Source organism: Oleiphilus messinensis (assembly GCF_002162375.1).
GTDB classification, from domain to species: Bacteria; Pseudomonadota; Gammaproteobacteria; order Pseudomonadales; family Oleiphilaceae; genus Oleiphilus; species Oleiphilus messinensis.
The window spans coordinates 4,710,845-4,724,925 of record NZ_CP021425.1 but is presented as its reverse complement, the minus strand read 5'-3'; the positions used below and the strand labels follow the sequence as shown (position 1 = coordinate 4,724,925).

The following is a 14,081-nucleotide window of genomic DNA, read 5'->3' as shown; positions in this document are numbered from 1 at the left end:
AGGAAAAGAGCCTTAATGTAATGGATACGTTCCGAATTATTGATATCAAGCCTTTAATTTTTGCTGTTTTGAGCATGATCTTGTTACAGGCTTGTACAACGTCTCGTTACAGCATGGACAAAGATGCTGCACCCGAGTCTGGTTTCGATGCGTCCAATATTCCAGATGCAATACCCAAACATGAAAAGCGAACGATAGCCGGGAATAAAAGCCCGTATACTATTCTCGGAAAAACCTACCACGTACTGGATACAGAGAAGGGTTACCGTGAGACCGGTATGGGCTCGTGGTATGGTAAAAAGTTTCATGGGTACCACACATCCAACGGCGAAGTGTACAACATGTACAAAATGACCGCTGCACACAAAACATTGCCCATCCCCTCGTATGTCCAGGTCAAAAATTTAGATAATGGTCGAACGATTGTTGTACGAATCAATGATCGAGGGCCGTTTCACGAAGGCCGAATCATTGATTTGTCCTATGCTGCAGCCCAAAAGCTGGGGTATGCGGATAAAGGTACAGCACGTGTTGAAGTGACTGCACTGGTACCCGATGCCCCGACAGTTGTTGACAAGGCGGGTTCAGTCAATCGTGCTGAATTGTTGATTGGCTACTATGTGCAACTGGGCGCGTACAGCAGCAGGGAATCTGCAATGCGGCTGCAACAGCAAGCTCAATCATTGTTGGGCACTTCAGTATTTCTCGCAGAATTGAATGAGACCGGAGCGCCGGTGTACCGGGTTCGTGTTGGTCCTTTTCTGCAGCGCGAAGAGGCAAACCAAAAGCGGCTAAAGCTGCTTGAACATCAATTGGGGCAACCCATTGTGCTTACCCGACCGCTCGCGGCAGAAGATCTTGCTTCTGTCCCGGTGGCGAAGACAGAAAAATAAACTTCAAATGGCATTTAGGTGAATGTTGCCGGATTATCGGTTACTATTTTTTCCGCGATTAATTCCCGTATACGCCATCTCTATTAACCGAGAAACGAAAAAAGACCAGAAATGTTCATGTTGACTCGAAAATCCAATTTATCTACCCCCATTCTATCCATTCTGACACTGCTGTTAATGTTAAGTTCGTTTACTGTGAGCAGTCAGCCGAATCTGATTCCTGCGCCTCCTCAAGTTGCGGCCAGTTCTTACATCCTGATGGATGCCGCGAGCGGTAAAGTGATCGTTGAGAGTAACTCGGATGAGCAGTTACCGCCTGCAAGTTTAACCAAAATGATGACGGCCTATATTGTTGAATATGAAGCTGAGCGCGGTAACATCAGCCTGTCCGACAGTGTCTTGATCAGTGTAAATGCCTGGAAAACCGGCGGCTCAAAAATGTTTATCAAAGAGGGTACTCAGGTCGCTCTGGAAGATTTGTTGCGCGGTATCATCATCCAGTCCGGTAACGATGCCAGTGTTGCTGTTGCTGAGCACATTGCCGGTAGTGAGAGCGCCTTCGCGGATATCATGAACCAGCATGCCAAATTATTGGGGATGCAAAATTCGCACTTTGAAAATGCGACCGGTTTACCCCACGAAAATCACTTTGCTTCCGCGCGTGATCTGGCAAAGCTTGCCAAGGCCATCATCACCGAGTTCCCGGATCAATACTCGATTTATTCAGAAAAATACTTCACCTACAACGATATCCGTCAACCGAACCGCAACAGACTGTTATGGCGGGATAAGTCTGTGGATGGTTTGAAAACCGGCCATACAGATGCTGCAGGTTATTGTCTGGTGTCATCAGCTGTTCGAGACGGAATGCGTTTGATCAGCGTTGTGATGGGCACGAAAAGCGAAGAGGCCCGTGCCCGTGAAACGCAAAAACTCCTGAATTACGGATTCCGGTATTACGAGAGCCTGCCGCTCTACAGTTCGGGTGTCAAGTTGATTGATAGCCAGGTCTGGGGTGGACAACTTGATAAAACAGATTTGGGGGTTGCCTCGGATGTGACCCTGACGATCCCGAAAGGCCAGAAAGAGGCTTTAGTCGTTTCGGTCGATGTTGACTCTGTGATCAAGGCGCCATTGAATATTGGTGATGTGTTAGGGCGCGTTAAAGTGTCTTACGAAGGCGAAATTCTGGCTGATCAACCCCTGATTGCACTGCAGCAAGTTGAAGAAGCAGGCTTTTTCAAGCGGATCTGGGATTTGATCAAGCTGTTTTTTGTTCAATTGTTCTCTTGAGTTTCATTTCAGTAGCAAGTCGACAGGCCTGAGCAAGGCCTGCCGGCCGTAGTAAAGGTACATTTATGAGTCAGCCCGAAGCCCCCAAAATAGAATTTCCTTGCGATTATCCCATCAAAATCATCGGTGACGCTGCACCGGATTTTAAAGACTTTGTTGTGCGGGTTCTCACCAAGCATGCGCCAGACCTGGATCACGGCAAAATTACGATGAACTCCAGTCGAAATGGCAAGTTTCTATCTGTGCGCGTTACGATCGTCGCGACGGGAAAACCGCAGTTGGAAGCCTTGTTCGAGGATCTCAAGTCAAGTGGTCGAGTCCACATGGTTCTGTAAGGTGTGTTGAATGAGTGATGCAAACAAACCGGAGCTGATCGTTCGGAATCTGGGCCGTCTGTCCTACATGCCGGTTTGGGAGGCGATGAAGCAGTTCACTCAGGGCCGATCGGAGAACACCATTGATGAAATCTGGTTGCTCGAGCATGACCCTGTATTTACCCAAGGTCAGGCAGGAAAGGCCGAACACGTCCTGTTCCCTGGTGATATCCCGGTTGTGCAGGTGGATCGTGGGGGGCAGGTAACCTATCACGGGCCAGGTCAATTGGTTGCTTACATGATGCTCGATGTGAAGCGTTTGCGAATCGGGGCGCGGGAATTGGTGAGTCGTGTTGAGCAAACCTTGGTCAATACACTCGCTCATTATAACGTTGCGTCCCAACCCAGGGCGGATGCGCCCGGGGTGTATGTCGGCGATGAAAAAATTGCGTCTCTCGGGCTGAGAATCAGTCATGGCAGGTCTTATCATGGCCTTGCCTTGAATGTCGTGAACGATTTGGAGCCATTTCGGCGAATTAACCCCTGTGGCTACCAAAATATGGTTATGACTCGCCTCAACGATCTTGCAAGTGGTGTCAGGCTGGCCCAGGTGCAGGATCAATTACTGAGCGAATTCATTGCATTAATGGGGTATAATGTGGCCGATACTTACGGGCATTTGCCATCAGGATAGGATTAGATTTACATGACGCAGCACGAAACGCCTTCACTTAATGTACAGGATCAAGCGGCACAGGGCTCGGTTACTGAAACCTCAAGCCAGAAGGCCGCCATTCAACAGGATCGTTCTGCAAAGAAAGTCAAACCGGTTGTCCGGGGGGAAAAGTTACGTGGCGCTGAGAAAGTGGCCCGCAACCCGGTAAAAGTTATTGCAACCGACAAACCGCAACGTAAACCCGATTGGATCCGGGTGCGTATCCCTTCAACTCCGCGAATTAATGAAATCAAAACCAAGCTGCGTGCGCACAAATTGCATACTGTGTGTGAAGAGGCTGCGTGCCCCAATCTTGGGGAGTGCTTTGGTGGCGGTACCGCGACATTTATGATCATGGGAGATATTTGTACCCGGCGATGTCCATTCTGTGATGTAGCCCATGGTCGTCCAAATCCATTGGACCCCGATGAACCTCGCCACTTGGCAACTGCGATTGCTGATATGCAACTCCGTTATGTGGTAATCACCTCGGTCGATCGGGATGATTTGCGAGATGGTGGTGCACAACATTTTGCGGATTGTATCGCCGAGACCCGTCAACGTTCGGACAGTATTGAAATCGAAACGCTGGTACCTGACTTCCGTGGACGTATGGATGTTGCACTCGATATTCTTGAAGCCTGTCCACCTGATGTTTTTAACCACAACCTTGAAACGGTTCCCCGGCTTTATGCGCGAGCACGTCCCGGTGCTGACTATGCGTGGTCACTCAAATTACTCAAAGAATTTAAACGTCGTGCGCCCGATGTGGTAACCAAATCTGGCTTGATGCTGGGTTTGGGTGAAGAAAATGACGAAGTGATCGAAGTCATGAAGGACTTACGCGCACATGATGTGGATATGCTGACCTTGGGGCAGTATTTACAACCCAGCCGTGACCATCTTCCGGTTGAGCGCTTCGTGACCCCCCAGGAGTTCGAGGAATTAGGTGCAATTGCTGAATCCATGGGCTTCAAGCACGTTGCCAGTGGGCCAATGGTTCGTTCCTCGTATCATGCTGATTTACAAGCTCACGGGGAGAAGGTGTCCTGACGTGTTCTGTGCCCGTAAGCGGGTACATTGAATCTCTGTGACAGGGGAGGAACTGGAACAAATGTGCATTTCTGTGATGCGAAAGCTTTATCGTGACACACTATTCGTTTACAGTGCGCCCGTTTAGAGCGCGTTCGTAAAAAGCGCCGCAGCTGAGAAATCATGGGAATCTGATATGTCGTCGATGCAGAGCAAAACTAAGGTGAGTAGTTTCATGGAATCCAAGCCTAAAAAAGAATCGGTAAGCCGGATAAAAACAGGAAGTTTTGAACGCCGCCTGAGCCTCACCAAGGCCGGGTTATTTGCTGGTACCCGCGTGGCGACTCATGTGGCAACCAATATGTTTGTCAGTAAGGACAAACGTAAAGAGCGCCATCGTAAAATGATGTCCAAACAAGCGCAGTTTCTGGTTGATGAATTGGGTAAGCTCAAAGGCAGTGTGGTTAAAATCGGTCAGGTCATGGCGTTGTACGGTGAGCATTTTTTGCCGGTAGAAGTCACCGAGGCCCTGCATACACTGGAAGATAAAACTGTTTCGCTTGATTGGCCGGCGATCCATAAAGTTCTGGAACGAGAGCTGGGTAGTCATCGCCTGTCCGAGCTGGAAATTGAAGAAGAGCCGATTGGTGCCGCCTCCTTGGGTCAGGTTCATCGAGCTACCCGGAAGCATGATGGCGCTCAGATCTGTCTGAAAATCCAATATCCCGGTGTCGCAGAAGCGGTGGATTCGGATCTTAACTCTGTTGCTCAACTGCTTAAAATCGCAAAAGTGGTGTCATTGGGGCCCAGCTTTGATGAGTGGCTGGAAGAAGTGCGTCACATGATGCATCGAGAAGTTGATTATTTACTCGAGGCGCGCACCACGGAGCGGTTTGGTGAAATGCTGAAAGATGATGACCGCTTCATCGTACCGACAATATTCAAGGAATATTCGACCTCACACGTTATGGCGACGAGCTTTGAAGAGGGCTGGTCCGTTAACGATCCCAGCGTTCAGGGGCTATCTCAAGCGCGGCGAAACCATCTGGCCAAGGCATCTCTGGAAATCTTTTTAAAAGAGTTGTTCGAATGGCGTGAATTGCAAACCGATCCTAACTTTGGTAATTATCGAATCCGGATTGCTCAGTCTGAACAGGAGCACGACCAGATCGTATTGCTGGATTTTGGAGCGGTACAGAAGTACCCCATGTCGGTACTCGGGCCTGTCTGCAACATGATCAAGGCATCCTATGAGCGAGACCTGAAAGCGGTTGTTGAAGGTGGAGTGGAACTGCACTTTATGCAACCGGAATGGCCTGAAAAAGTGCTGAATGAATTTGGCGAAGTTTGTATGGCGGTATTGGAGCCGCTTGCCCGTGAAGATGTGGAAATACCCGCGAGTGCGTTGAATGACAAAGGGGAGTATCGCTGGAAAGGGAGCGATCTGCCAACCCGAATAGCAAAACGGGCTGCACTCTCTGCGGTAAATCGCTACTTCAAGATTCCGCCCAAGGAATTTGTTTTTCTCAACCGTAAACTTGTTGGCGTATACACGTTTATTTCTGTGTTGGACGCGGAGTTTAACGGGCGGGATATTCTGAAAAAATATATTGGTCTTTCCTAGACGTCATTCCTGAACCTCTTACCTGGACCTCCTCCATTTTATCCGTTTATCCTGCGCTTAAGCGCAGGATAACCTGGGTTCGAGGCCGTTAGAAAACGTTCTGTTTTTCTGAGAGGAAATATTTTACTTTTCCGGGCAGAAATCCCATTGCCGTAACCAGGGATTTATTTAAGATCCCGTTTACGTAGCGTACATCACCGCGCATTACCGCGCGATAGCCCTGATTTGCTACCGTTTTAGCATCCATCCAGATCCATTTTGGCAGTTTGTCCATCGCGGAGCTCACACCCATGACGTCGTGGAACTCACTGCGTGTGAATCCAGGGCACAGGGCTGTGCAATAAACATTATGCTTTTTCAGTTCCAGATCCAGTGCTTCAGACAAGTCTTTTACGAATGCTTTGGTAGCGCCATATAAATTGCCGCCATATTGAGGGGAGAAGGCAGCTACCGATGAAAGGTTGATAATGCGGCCATAGCCGTTGGCTTTCATATCTTTGGCGAACAAATAACACAGTTGGGTCACTGAATTGACCATAACATTCATCAAATCGCTGTGATCTTTCCATTTGGCTTCGGTAAAGGGTTTTGTTATGGCGTATCCTGCATTGTTGACCAGTGCATCGATGGTGACGCCTTCGCGTTTCAGTTCGTCATAAATTTTCTTGGCCGAGGTGCTTTTGGCGAGATCTGCTGCAATACAGCGGGTGGAAATACCATGCTTTGATTCAAGTTCCGAGGCGACCTCTTCCAGCTTTTCAATGCGTCTTGCCACCAGAACGACATCGAATCCGTTAGTGGCGAATACATCCGCAAACGCTTTTCCGATACCTGCAGATGCGCCGGTGATCAGTACTGTTTTTCCCTGTCCTTCAAGTGCTTTGCTCATGACTCTCGTGTTCCTTAGAAATTATTCGTTGGGGATATGGGGTTCTTCGGCGTGGTGTTTCATGACGGACTGATCTGCCCGCTCCAGTACACCACGATAGCATAGCGCGTCCCTTTTCCCAATGTCACCCAGAAAAGAAACGGCAGAAGTCTTATTCGCATGATGCCGGCGACAAATGTCAGTGGATCCCCGATGACCGGAACCCAGGCAAATAGCAATGACCAGCTACCATAGCGACTGAATCGAGTTTGGGCTTGATCGAGCTGTTTGCCAGATACGGGAAACCAGCGGCGATCTTGAAAGTGCAGAAGGTAGCGTCCGAGTATCCAGTTCACCACCGATCCTAGGGTATTCCCGGCGGTTGCCAAAGCCCATAGCACCCAAGGTGCGTGGCCTTGAGCTACCAATGTACCCAGTACGACTTCGGATGCTGCAGGGAGCAGGGTCGCAGCCAGGAATGAGGTGCTGAAAACCAGTAAATAGTCCATGTCCAAGGAGTCTGTGAAGGCAATTCGTTTTAATCGTTATCGTGCTCGGACACAGGGCCTCTTACAATTTCCCGGCCATCTGCATCGACCACATAAAACAGGCAATCGCTCTTCGCGATTGTCGGGTTCGTCGTCGCCATAAACAGTTTGATGGCACGGGCGGGATAAATCTTCCGATCGACCACTTTCAGAATATGGTCAATGACATTTTCCTGATAACTGTTGATTGCCTGCAGGTGATTCAGGTCGCCACTGCTCAGCCAGCCCAGCTGTGTTTCCGGTTGCACAATACCGAAGTTGAAGCGCTCGATACCGGGGCTCAGGGTAATATCAACCTGATGATTGTTGTATTCCTGATAATCAATTGAGCTTTCTTTTTGCATCACAACCCGGACGGGATTGTGAAACAGCTCAAAAGTTTCCTCTGAATGAATGGTGTCAATCTGTTCCGCGTTTAGATAGCGCGTCAAGCCGTTTAACGCCAGTTCATGGGATTCCTGTTCCCGTGCCCCCCCGCATTCAATGGTAACAATTGGCATTGAATGCTGGCTGAGTTCCATGAGTGCACCCATGCGAAGTGGAGTATGAATGATCCGGTGCGTAAAAAACGAAGCCAGGCGCAGGTGTACATCATCATGAATAATACTGACCGCAAAGGCAGGGCCATCGCCCGAGGTATTGTGGATATCGAGTACCGATGTGGGCTGGATCTCGTCCAGGTACGCCATAAACTCTTGCGCAATCTCACCCTCCCGGTCATTAAATGGGGGAATGAAACAGCGGTTGAGATCCCGGTTACCGGGTAGTTGTCGATAGTGAAATCCTGGAGCCGTTAGAGCTGTTTCGACACTCGCGATAAACAGTGCAACGTTGCATGCCGGTTGCTGTCTGCGCTTCAGCCAGTGATAAGCCGCTAACGTACCTGAGGGTTCGTTGCCATGGAGCAGCGTACAGACAGCTCTGGTCTCCTGAGTCCGCTTGCCACGGACGAAGATAACGGTTGGGCCGGGAAGTTTACGTAGAAATTCTTCTGCTGAACTGCCAAGTGTCTGTGTCTCCGGGTTGTCCCAGATGGAAATGTGTTTGCGATATCGTCGCATGTCAGGATGAGTACCTCGTTAACCTAAATCGCCGTAGACCAGTCTGATACTGGACGACCTGACTTCTGTTGTGTCCGATAATGGTCAAACATCTGGGCACAGGCCGCCTCCCGGCTATGCTGCTGCTCCAGTTTTGAAACCATAGTGCGTTGCCAACTGGCTCCGGTGATGCCCGAATCCAGGCGGTTTGCAATAACCGTCTTCAGGCGCGCCACTTCTTTATTCGTTACGCCGTGTGCCAGGAGACTATCGAATGCTGGATTGAGATAACAGTGCGCGATCTCGATAGCAGACCGTTCGCACAGTTGTACCTGATCGTGTTTTGGCCAAATTAATTGGGCTTGCAACCCACTCCGTGCCGCCGCATAAAAATTATGTTCAGCGTACTTGAATGGCAGGTGAGTGACCATTTCATCAATTTTGGGCATGATCGCCATCGCACAACCAATTGTGAAGGCTGCATTGGCCATCATATCGATCAGGGTCGGACCGGCAGGCAAGGCCCGCAGTTCGATGCGTAAATGCCCATCGCCATGGTGATCGTAAATTGCACGATTCCAGGTCCAGGTTGTCCCGTGGTGGAGTTTTAAATTGTTTAACTCGGGTAACCTTCGGTCTGTCCAGTCTTCGAGCGCATCGGTTTGATCAATATAGGGTAACAGAGGTGGAAACAGGGATACAGAATAATCGAATAGCTCGATCGCATTTTGTCGCACCCAGCCCGGACCAAAATCGACTCGGGAGGGGGGCCGCCAAACATGGGTAGACTGGGGGCGTACATCAATTGACTGTTTGAACAGGGATATGCGGGTCTCGGCCCACAAGGCTCGGTGAAAGAGAAAAGGGGAGTTCGCCGCCAGTGCAACCGTGAGGGGCGTGACCAGTTGAACGGCATTGAATGCGCGAACAAAATCCCGGGAGGGAACACGCCAGTGAAATTGAAATGACGTATTGGCTCCTTCCAGTGTTACATCATTACTTTCAATATGCAGCGCATCTTCACCTTCAATATGGATTTCAAAGGGGCCGTTGCGCATGCGTCTCAAACCTTCATCCAGGGCTCGATAGCGCGGTAAATCGGTCATGCACTCGGGTGAAAAGTCCTCACGTTTCAAGGTGGGCAGGATGCCAATGGGAATGAGTTCCGCTCCATGGGGTTCAGCTTTGTGATTGAGTTTCGTCCATATGGTGCCAATCTCCTGTTCGAATGCGGTAAAGGGTTGTCCAGCGAGTTTTTGGGGAGAAAGGTTATATTCAATATTGAATTGATTCAGCTCGTGTTGTAACTGGGGGTGAGCCATGTCCTTGAATAAGGTATCGTTGATTAATGCGGGGCGACCTGCCTGATCGACGATGTAAAACTCCAGTTCAGCACCGACTGTGGTATCGCCTGCGCCAAAGTCCGGGTCAGTGAGAACCTGCCTCAGTATTTCCAGCTCTTGTTGAACCTTGCTGGTGAATCGGGAGTAGTGTTCATCCGTAAAGTGGTCTGTACCGATATTTTGCCCCATTCAGTATGTCCCTGGTCTAACTATGGATTTAAATTAACCATAGCGTTGATTGTAAATGAACTCAACAGCGTTCATATACTCCGGTTTAACCCGTTTTGGAGACATTGTTCAGGATTGTTCTCAGTTCCGGTACACATGATCCGCAATTGGTTCCGGCTTTAAGGCAGTCTCCGATTTGTTCGACGCTGCTCAAGCCTTTTTCCCGAATGGTATCCTTCAGGGTATTCTCGCCAACGCCAAAACAGGAACAGATGGTTCGGCCTGCCGTTTGAGTTCCAGACGGGGGCCGGCCAGCAAGAATAGAGCGCCGATCTTCGTCACTTAGCGTTTCTTTGGTAAAGAGTCCTGCGAGCCAGCTGCGTTCAGGCAAATCGATTTTGGCTGATAGAAACACGCAGCATTGCAACCCTTCGCTTGTGACGACTGCAGCGCGGTATCGATGAGCCTGGGTATCTTCAAAATCGAGCCAATGGGTATCGGTCGTTGCTGCCGGTTCCAGCCAGCGTTTGGTAACGGTGTTCCATTCTGCAATGGGAGACGCCCCGGCAAGTTCGTATCGGAAGAATGCGGTTCCCGGTACTTTGACCACATATTCAACCCCGGGGAATGTTAATGGTTTATGGGACAGGACGAAGCCATGCCACGTGGCCCGATAAGGTTGAATTCGAGCCGGGGTAAATTTGCTTTCCGGTTGGCCGGATACCGGATCAACAACCGGGTTGACCAATGCACCGACGCGTCCGGCAGAACTCATCTGCTCGGTCCAGTGCATGGGCACAAACAGGCTGCCTTGCCGAGTCGTGTCGGTCACTTCGACCCGAGCGATCATGCTGCCGAAGGCACTGGTTACAGTGGCGAGTGATCCCGGTTCAAGCCCGTATTTCACGGCATCGTCAGGGTGTATTTCAACGAACGGCTCGGGCTTGTGCTCGTTGAGGCGCCTTGCCAGTGAGGTTCGCGTCATCGTGTGCCACTGATCCCGAATTCGGCCCGTATTCAGAGCCAGAGGATATTCACTATTGAGTGAATTGTGGGGACCTTCACTGAGCACCGGAACGAATTGCGCCTTACCGGAAGTTGTATAAAAAAACTGATCACCGAAAAGTCGATCTGAAGTGGTTTCGGGTTTGTTTACAGCGTTGTTTCGAGGCGCGGGCCATTGAAATGGTGCCAGGTCATCATACTCTGATTCGCTGAGTGCATCATACAGACTGATATCAAAGGCTCGCCGGTGGTGCTGGACATTATTTTCAAAGCCACTCAAGCGTGCATGCTCAACAAAAATATCCCTTGCAGACCCATAGTCAAACGCATCACCAAACCCTAGCCCTCGGGCGACTTGTGTAATAATCCACCAGTCCGGCTTGGCCTTCCCAATACTGTCGACCAGTCGCCGTTGCCGGGATATACGACGTTCTGAATTGGTCACGGTTCCATCTTTTTCGGACCAGCCTTCTGATGGTAATAGCACATCTGCAAATGCCGTCGTGTCCGTTTCGGCAATGCAGTCTGATACCACGACAAAATCACAGTCAGAAAGTGCTGCTTTGATCTGGTTGGCATCGGGCAGGCTGACGACTGGATTCGTTGCCATAATCCAGATGGCCTTGATTTTCTTCTCCCGCACGGCGCGAAAAAGATCCACAGCTTTCAGGCCCGGTGCAGTTGCCAGAGTATCGGTAGCCCAAAAGCGGCTCACCCTGTCGATATCCTCTGGCGTGAAATCCATGTGGGCGGCTAACTGGTTGGCTAATCCGCCAACTTCACGACCCCCCATTGCATTGGGTTGTCCGGTGAGTGAAAACGGGGTTGCTCCCGGCTTGCCGATTCGGCCTGTGGCGAGATGGCAGTTAATAATACTGTTGCCTTTGTCTGAGCCCCGGCTGGATTGATTGATCCCTTGGGAAAAGGCGGTAACGGTTTTATCTGTATCGGCAAACCAGTCAAAGAACTGTTTCACCAGCTGTTCATCGACATCACAGGCGAGCGCCGTCTGACGAATATCAGGGGCCGATTGCCGGGCTGAAGCGAGTGCTGCGTCGAAACCTTCAGTTGCACTCAGAAAATCCTGATTGATTTTTCCTTGGGTGTGCAGATATGACAGCAAGCCATTGAATAAAAAACTGTCCGTTCCCGGTGCCAGCGCCAAGTGCAGATCTGCGATATCACAGGTGGCCGTGCGGCGAGGATCGATTACGACGATTTTAAGTTCCGGTCGTGATGCCTTGGCAGCGCGAATCCGCTGGAATAACACCGGGTGACACCAGGCAGTATTGGAGCCGGTCAGAATGAGTAGATCGGCCTGCTCAAGGTCGTCATAGCAGCCGGGTACCACATCTTCCCCGAAGGCTCGTTTGTGTGCGGATACCGCAGAGGACATACACAGCCGGGAATTGGTATCGACATTCGAAGAGCCGATAAACCCTTTCATCAGCTTGTTGGCGACATAGTAATCTTCGGTCAGAAGTTGTCCAGACAGGTAAAATGCGATGGCCTCCGGGCCGTGTTCATCTTTGATCGCTTTGAAACGTTCCACTACGGTGCCAATGGCTGTATTCCAATCAGTCACTTGACCATTAACCCGAGGCTGCAACAGTCGCCCCTCAGGAATGGCCGTCTCTGCCAATGCGCTGCCTTTACCACATAAACGACCATAATTAGCCGGGTGATCTTCATCACCGGATACCGTGATCTGGAAGGAAGGCGTGCTGTCCTCATTGCGGGACGGTATGTCAGTGTGAGAGACAACAGCTTTGATGCCACATCCGACACCGCAGTAGGCACAAGTCGTTTTGCGTTCGTAACTGGACATGTTCTTCACCTAAGCAATTTATTGGCGTTTTTCCATTATCCCGCAGCGGAGATTATAAAGTGAAGTGCGCATCTTCCTTGGGAGTAGAAGAATGCGCACTTCCGGGCCCTCCGTAATTGGCGGGTGCGGAGGGCTCAAGCTGGGAATCTGATATAGTATCGGGCAGGTATGCGGGTCCGAAGATGAGTGCCTCTTGCAATGGGGTGATATCCACCGCTTCCTGCATCATCTTGAAGTACCAGTTACCGTCATCCGTGTCGCCATATAACACGATACCGACGATGCGTTGGTTTCTGATGACAATTTTCTTGTAAATTCCTGCGGCTGAATCCTGATAGACTACTGTTTCGCAATGTTCTGCGGTGCGAAAGATACCAGCGGAATACAGGTTTATACCGGTCACCTTGAGTTTGGTTGCCACAACAATTGATCGATAGGTCAGGTCACCCATTCCGGCAAGGTGATTTGCACAAACTTTGGCTTGGTCCCATAGCGGTGCCACCAGACCAAATACTTCGCCACGGTGCTGTACACATTCACCGACGGCATAGATTTTGGGGTCGAAACTTTGCATGGTGTCGCTGACAATAATACCGCGTTCGCAATGCAAACCGATGGCACGGGCAAGCTCGATATTGGGTCGGACACCGGTTGCCATCACGACAAGATCTGCATCCAGGCAGCTGCCGTCAGCACAGTGTACTTTTTGCACTTGATCTTGTTGGTCTCCTTCCAGCGATGCCGTTTGGGTCATCATTTTGAAGCGTATGCCGCGCGCTTCCAGTGCCTGCTGCAGTAAGGTCGATGCAGGCGCGTCGAGTTGGCGGTTGAGTAATCGTTGCGCATGGTGAATGACCGTAACATTCATGCCCTGCTTAACCAAGCCATTCGCGGCTTCCAGACCCAGCAGTCCGCCACCAATAACGACTGCATGTTTGCGCGTACGGGCAGCTTGAAGCATTTGTTCGACATCATTTATATCGCGAAACGCCAGCACACCTTTCAGTGTATTGCCTGGAATCGGTAGCCGGTTCGGATTAGAACCCGTTGCAATCAAGAGGCGGTCATAGGGAACGCGAGTGCCATCTTGAGCAATGACTTGCTGTGAGCCTCTATCAACGGCTACAACTTTTTTGTCTTGACCGGCCAAAAGCTGAATGTGGTGTTCTTTATACCAGTTCAGGTCATGGGTAATAATTTCGTCGAACTTCATCTCACCACTGAGCACAGGGGAGAGCATGATGCGGTTGTAGTTACCATAGGGCTCAGCGCCGAATACGGTTATGTCATACTGCTCAGGTGCGACTTTCAATAGTTCCTCAATTGTGCGCATACCTGCCATGCCATTTCCAATAACGACCAATTTCTGCTTCATGGTAAACGCACCCCCAATCTTGACTTCAGCTGAAT

12 protein-coding genes are annotated in these 14,081 nt (G+C 50.2%); 6 read left to right on the top strand and 6 right to left on the bottom strand.

The window, feature by feature from the left end; translation table 11 throughout:
• Positions 1-20: 20 nt before the first annotated feature.
• The 6 genes from OLMES_RS28910 (at position 21) to OLMES_RS20370 (ending at position 5,871) form a co-directional block, all read left to right on the top strand.
• Positions 21-893: a septal ring lytic transglycosylase RlpA family protein gene (locus OLMES_RS28910; protein ID WP_198343061.1), complete on the top strand. Its 873-nt coding sequence runs from the start codon at positions 21-23 to the stop codon at positions 891-893.
• Positions 894-1,004: 111 nt separating this feature from the next.
• A complete protein-coding gene (locus OLMES_RS20390; protein WP_408635103.1) occupies positions 1,005-2,186 on the top strand; it encodes a D-alanyl-D-alanine carboxypeptidase family protein in 1,182 nt (393 codons plus the stop codon).
• Positions 2,187-2,251: 65 nt separating this feature from the next.
• Positions 2,252-2,521: an HP0495 family protein gene (locus OLMES_RS20385; RefSeq protein WP_087462959.1), complete on the top strand. Its 270-nt coding sequence runs from the start codon at positions 2,252-2,254 to the stop codon at positions 2,519-2,521.
• Between the two features lie 10 nt (positions 2,522-2,531).
• Positions 2,532-3,194 (top strand): lipoyl(octanoyl) transferase LipB, encoded by a 663-nt coding sequence (lipB, locus tag OLMES_RS20380; protein ID WP_087462958.1) that lies wholly within the window; start codon positions 2,532-2,534, stop codon positions 3,192-3,194.
• A 12-nt stretch (positions 3,195-3,206) separates the two neighbouring features.
• Complete coding sequence (gene lipA / locus OLMES_RS20375) at positions 3,207-4,268, top strand: lipoyl synthase (RefSeq protein ID WP_087462957.1); 1,062 nt, start codon at positions 3,207-3,209, stop codon at positions 4,266-4,268.
• Between the two features lie 214 nt (positions 4,269-4,482).
• Positions 4,483-5,871, top strand: coding sequence for an ABC1 kinase family protein (locus OLMES_RS20370; protein WP_087462956.1), 1,389 nt, complete (start codon positions 4,483-4,485; stop codon positions 5,869-5,871).
• A gap of 88 nt (positions 5,872-5,959) precedes the next feature.
• On the opposite strand, the gene OLMES_RS20365 is transcribed toward OLMES_RS20370, so the two are convergent.
• The 6 genes from OLMES_RS20365 to OLMES_RS20340 form a co-directional block, all read right to left on the bottom strand.
• On the bottom strand, positions 5,960-6,760 hold the full coding sequence (locus OLMES_RS20365) for an SDR family NAD(P)-dependent oxidoreductase (RefSeq protein WP_087462955.1): 801 nt from the start codon (positions 6,758-6,760) through the stop codon (positions 5,960-5,962).
• Between the two features lie 59 nt (positions 6,761-6,819).
• Positions 6,820-7,248, bottom strand: coding sequence for a YqaA family protein (locus OLMES_RS20360; protein ID WP_087462954.1), 429 nt, complete (start codon positions 7,246-7,248; stop codon positions 6,820-6,822).
• 29 nt (positions 7,249-7,277) lie between these two features.
• Positions 7,278-8,348: a M14 family metallopeptidase gene (locus OLMES_RS20355; protein ID WP_087462953.1), complete on the bottom strand. Its 1,071-nt coding sequence runs from the start codon at positions 8,346-8,348 to the stop codon at positions 7,278-7,280.
• A gap of 23 nt (positions 8,349-8,371) precedes the next feature.
• Positions 8,372-9,859, bottom strand: coding sequence for a glutamate--cysteine ligase family protein (locus OLMES_RS20350; protein ID WP_087462952.1), 1,488 nt, complete (start codon positions 9,857-9,859; stop codon positions 8,372-8,374).
• An 85-nt stretch (positions 9,860-9,944) separates the two neighbouring features.
• Positions 9,945-12,671, bottom strand: a complete 2,727-nt coding sequence (locus tag OLMES_RS20345) for a nitrate reductase (RefSeq protein WP_087462951.1) — start codon at positions 12,669-12,671, stop codon at positions 9,945-9,947.
• 52 nt (positions 12,672-12,723) lie between these two features.
• Entirely contained in the window at positions 12,724-14,046 is a 1,323-nt protein-coding gene (locus tag OLMES_RS20340; RefSeq protein ID WP_087464588.1) for an NAD(P)/FAD-dependent oxidoreductase, read from the bottom strand.
• Positions 14,047-14,081 lie beyond the last annotated feature (35 nt).

Bases quoted from the DNA above. Each gene is read 5' to 3' on its own strand.
- OLMES_RS28910 (WP_198343061.1), top strand. From the start codon at position 21: ATGGATACGTTCCGAATTATTGATATCAAGCCTTTAATTTTTGCTGTT.
- OLMES_RS20390 (WP_408635103.1), top strand. From the start codon at position 1,005: ATGTTCATGTTGACTCGAAAATCCAATTTATCTACCCCCATTCTATCC.
- OLMES_RS20385 (WP_087462959.1), top strand. From the start codon at position 2,252: ATGAGTCAGCCCGAAGCCCCCAAAATAGAATTTCCTTGCGATTATCCC.
- lipB (WP_087462958.1), top strand. From the start codon at position 2,532: ATGAGTGATGCAAACAAACCGGAGCTGATCGTTCGGAATCTGGGCCGT.
- lipA (WP_087462957.1), top strand. From the start codon at position 3,207: ATGACGCAGCACGAAACGCCTTCACTTAATGTACAGGATCAAGCGGCA.
- OLMES_RS20370 (WP_087462956.1), top strand. From the start codon at position 4,483: ATGGAATCCAAGCCTAAAAAAGAATCGGTAAGCCGGATAAAAACAGGA.
- OLMES_RS20365 (WP_087462955.1), bottom strand. From the start codon at position 6,760: ATGAGCAAAGCACTTGAAGGACAGGGAAAAACAGTACTGATCACCGGC.
- OLMES_RS20360 (WP_087462954.1), bottom strand. From the start codon at position 7,248: ATGGACTATTTACTGGTTTTCAGCACCTCATTCCTGGCTGCGACCCTG.
- OLMES_RS20355 (WP_087462953.1), bottom strand. From the start codon at position 8,348: ATGCGACGATATCGCAAACACATTTCCATCTGGGACAACCCGGAGACA.
- OLMES_RS20350 (WP_087462952.1), bottom strand. From the start codon at position 9,859: ATGGGGCAAAATATCGGTACAGACCACTTTACGGATGAACACTACTCC.
- OLMES_RS20345 (WP_087462951.1), bottom strand. From the start codon at position 12,671: ATGTCCAGTTACGAACGCAAAACGACTTGTGCCTACTGCGGTGTCGGA.
- OLMES_RS20340 (WP_087464588.1), bottom strand. From the start codon at position 14,046: ATGAAGCAGAAATTGGTCGTTATTGGAAATGGCATGGCAGGTATGCGC.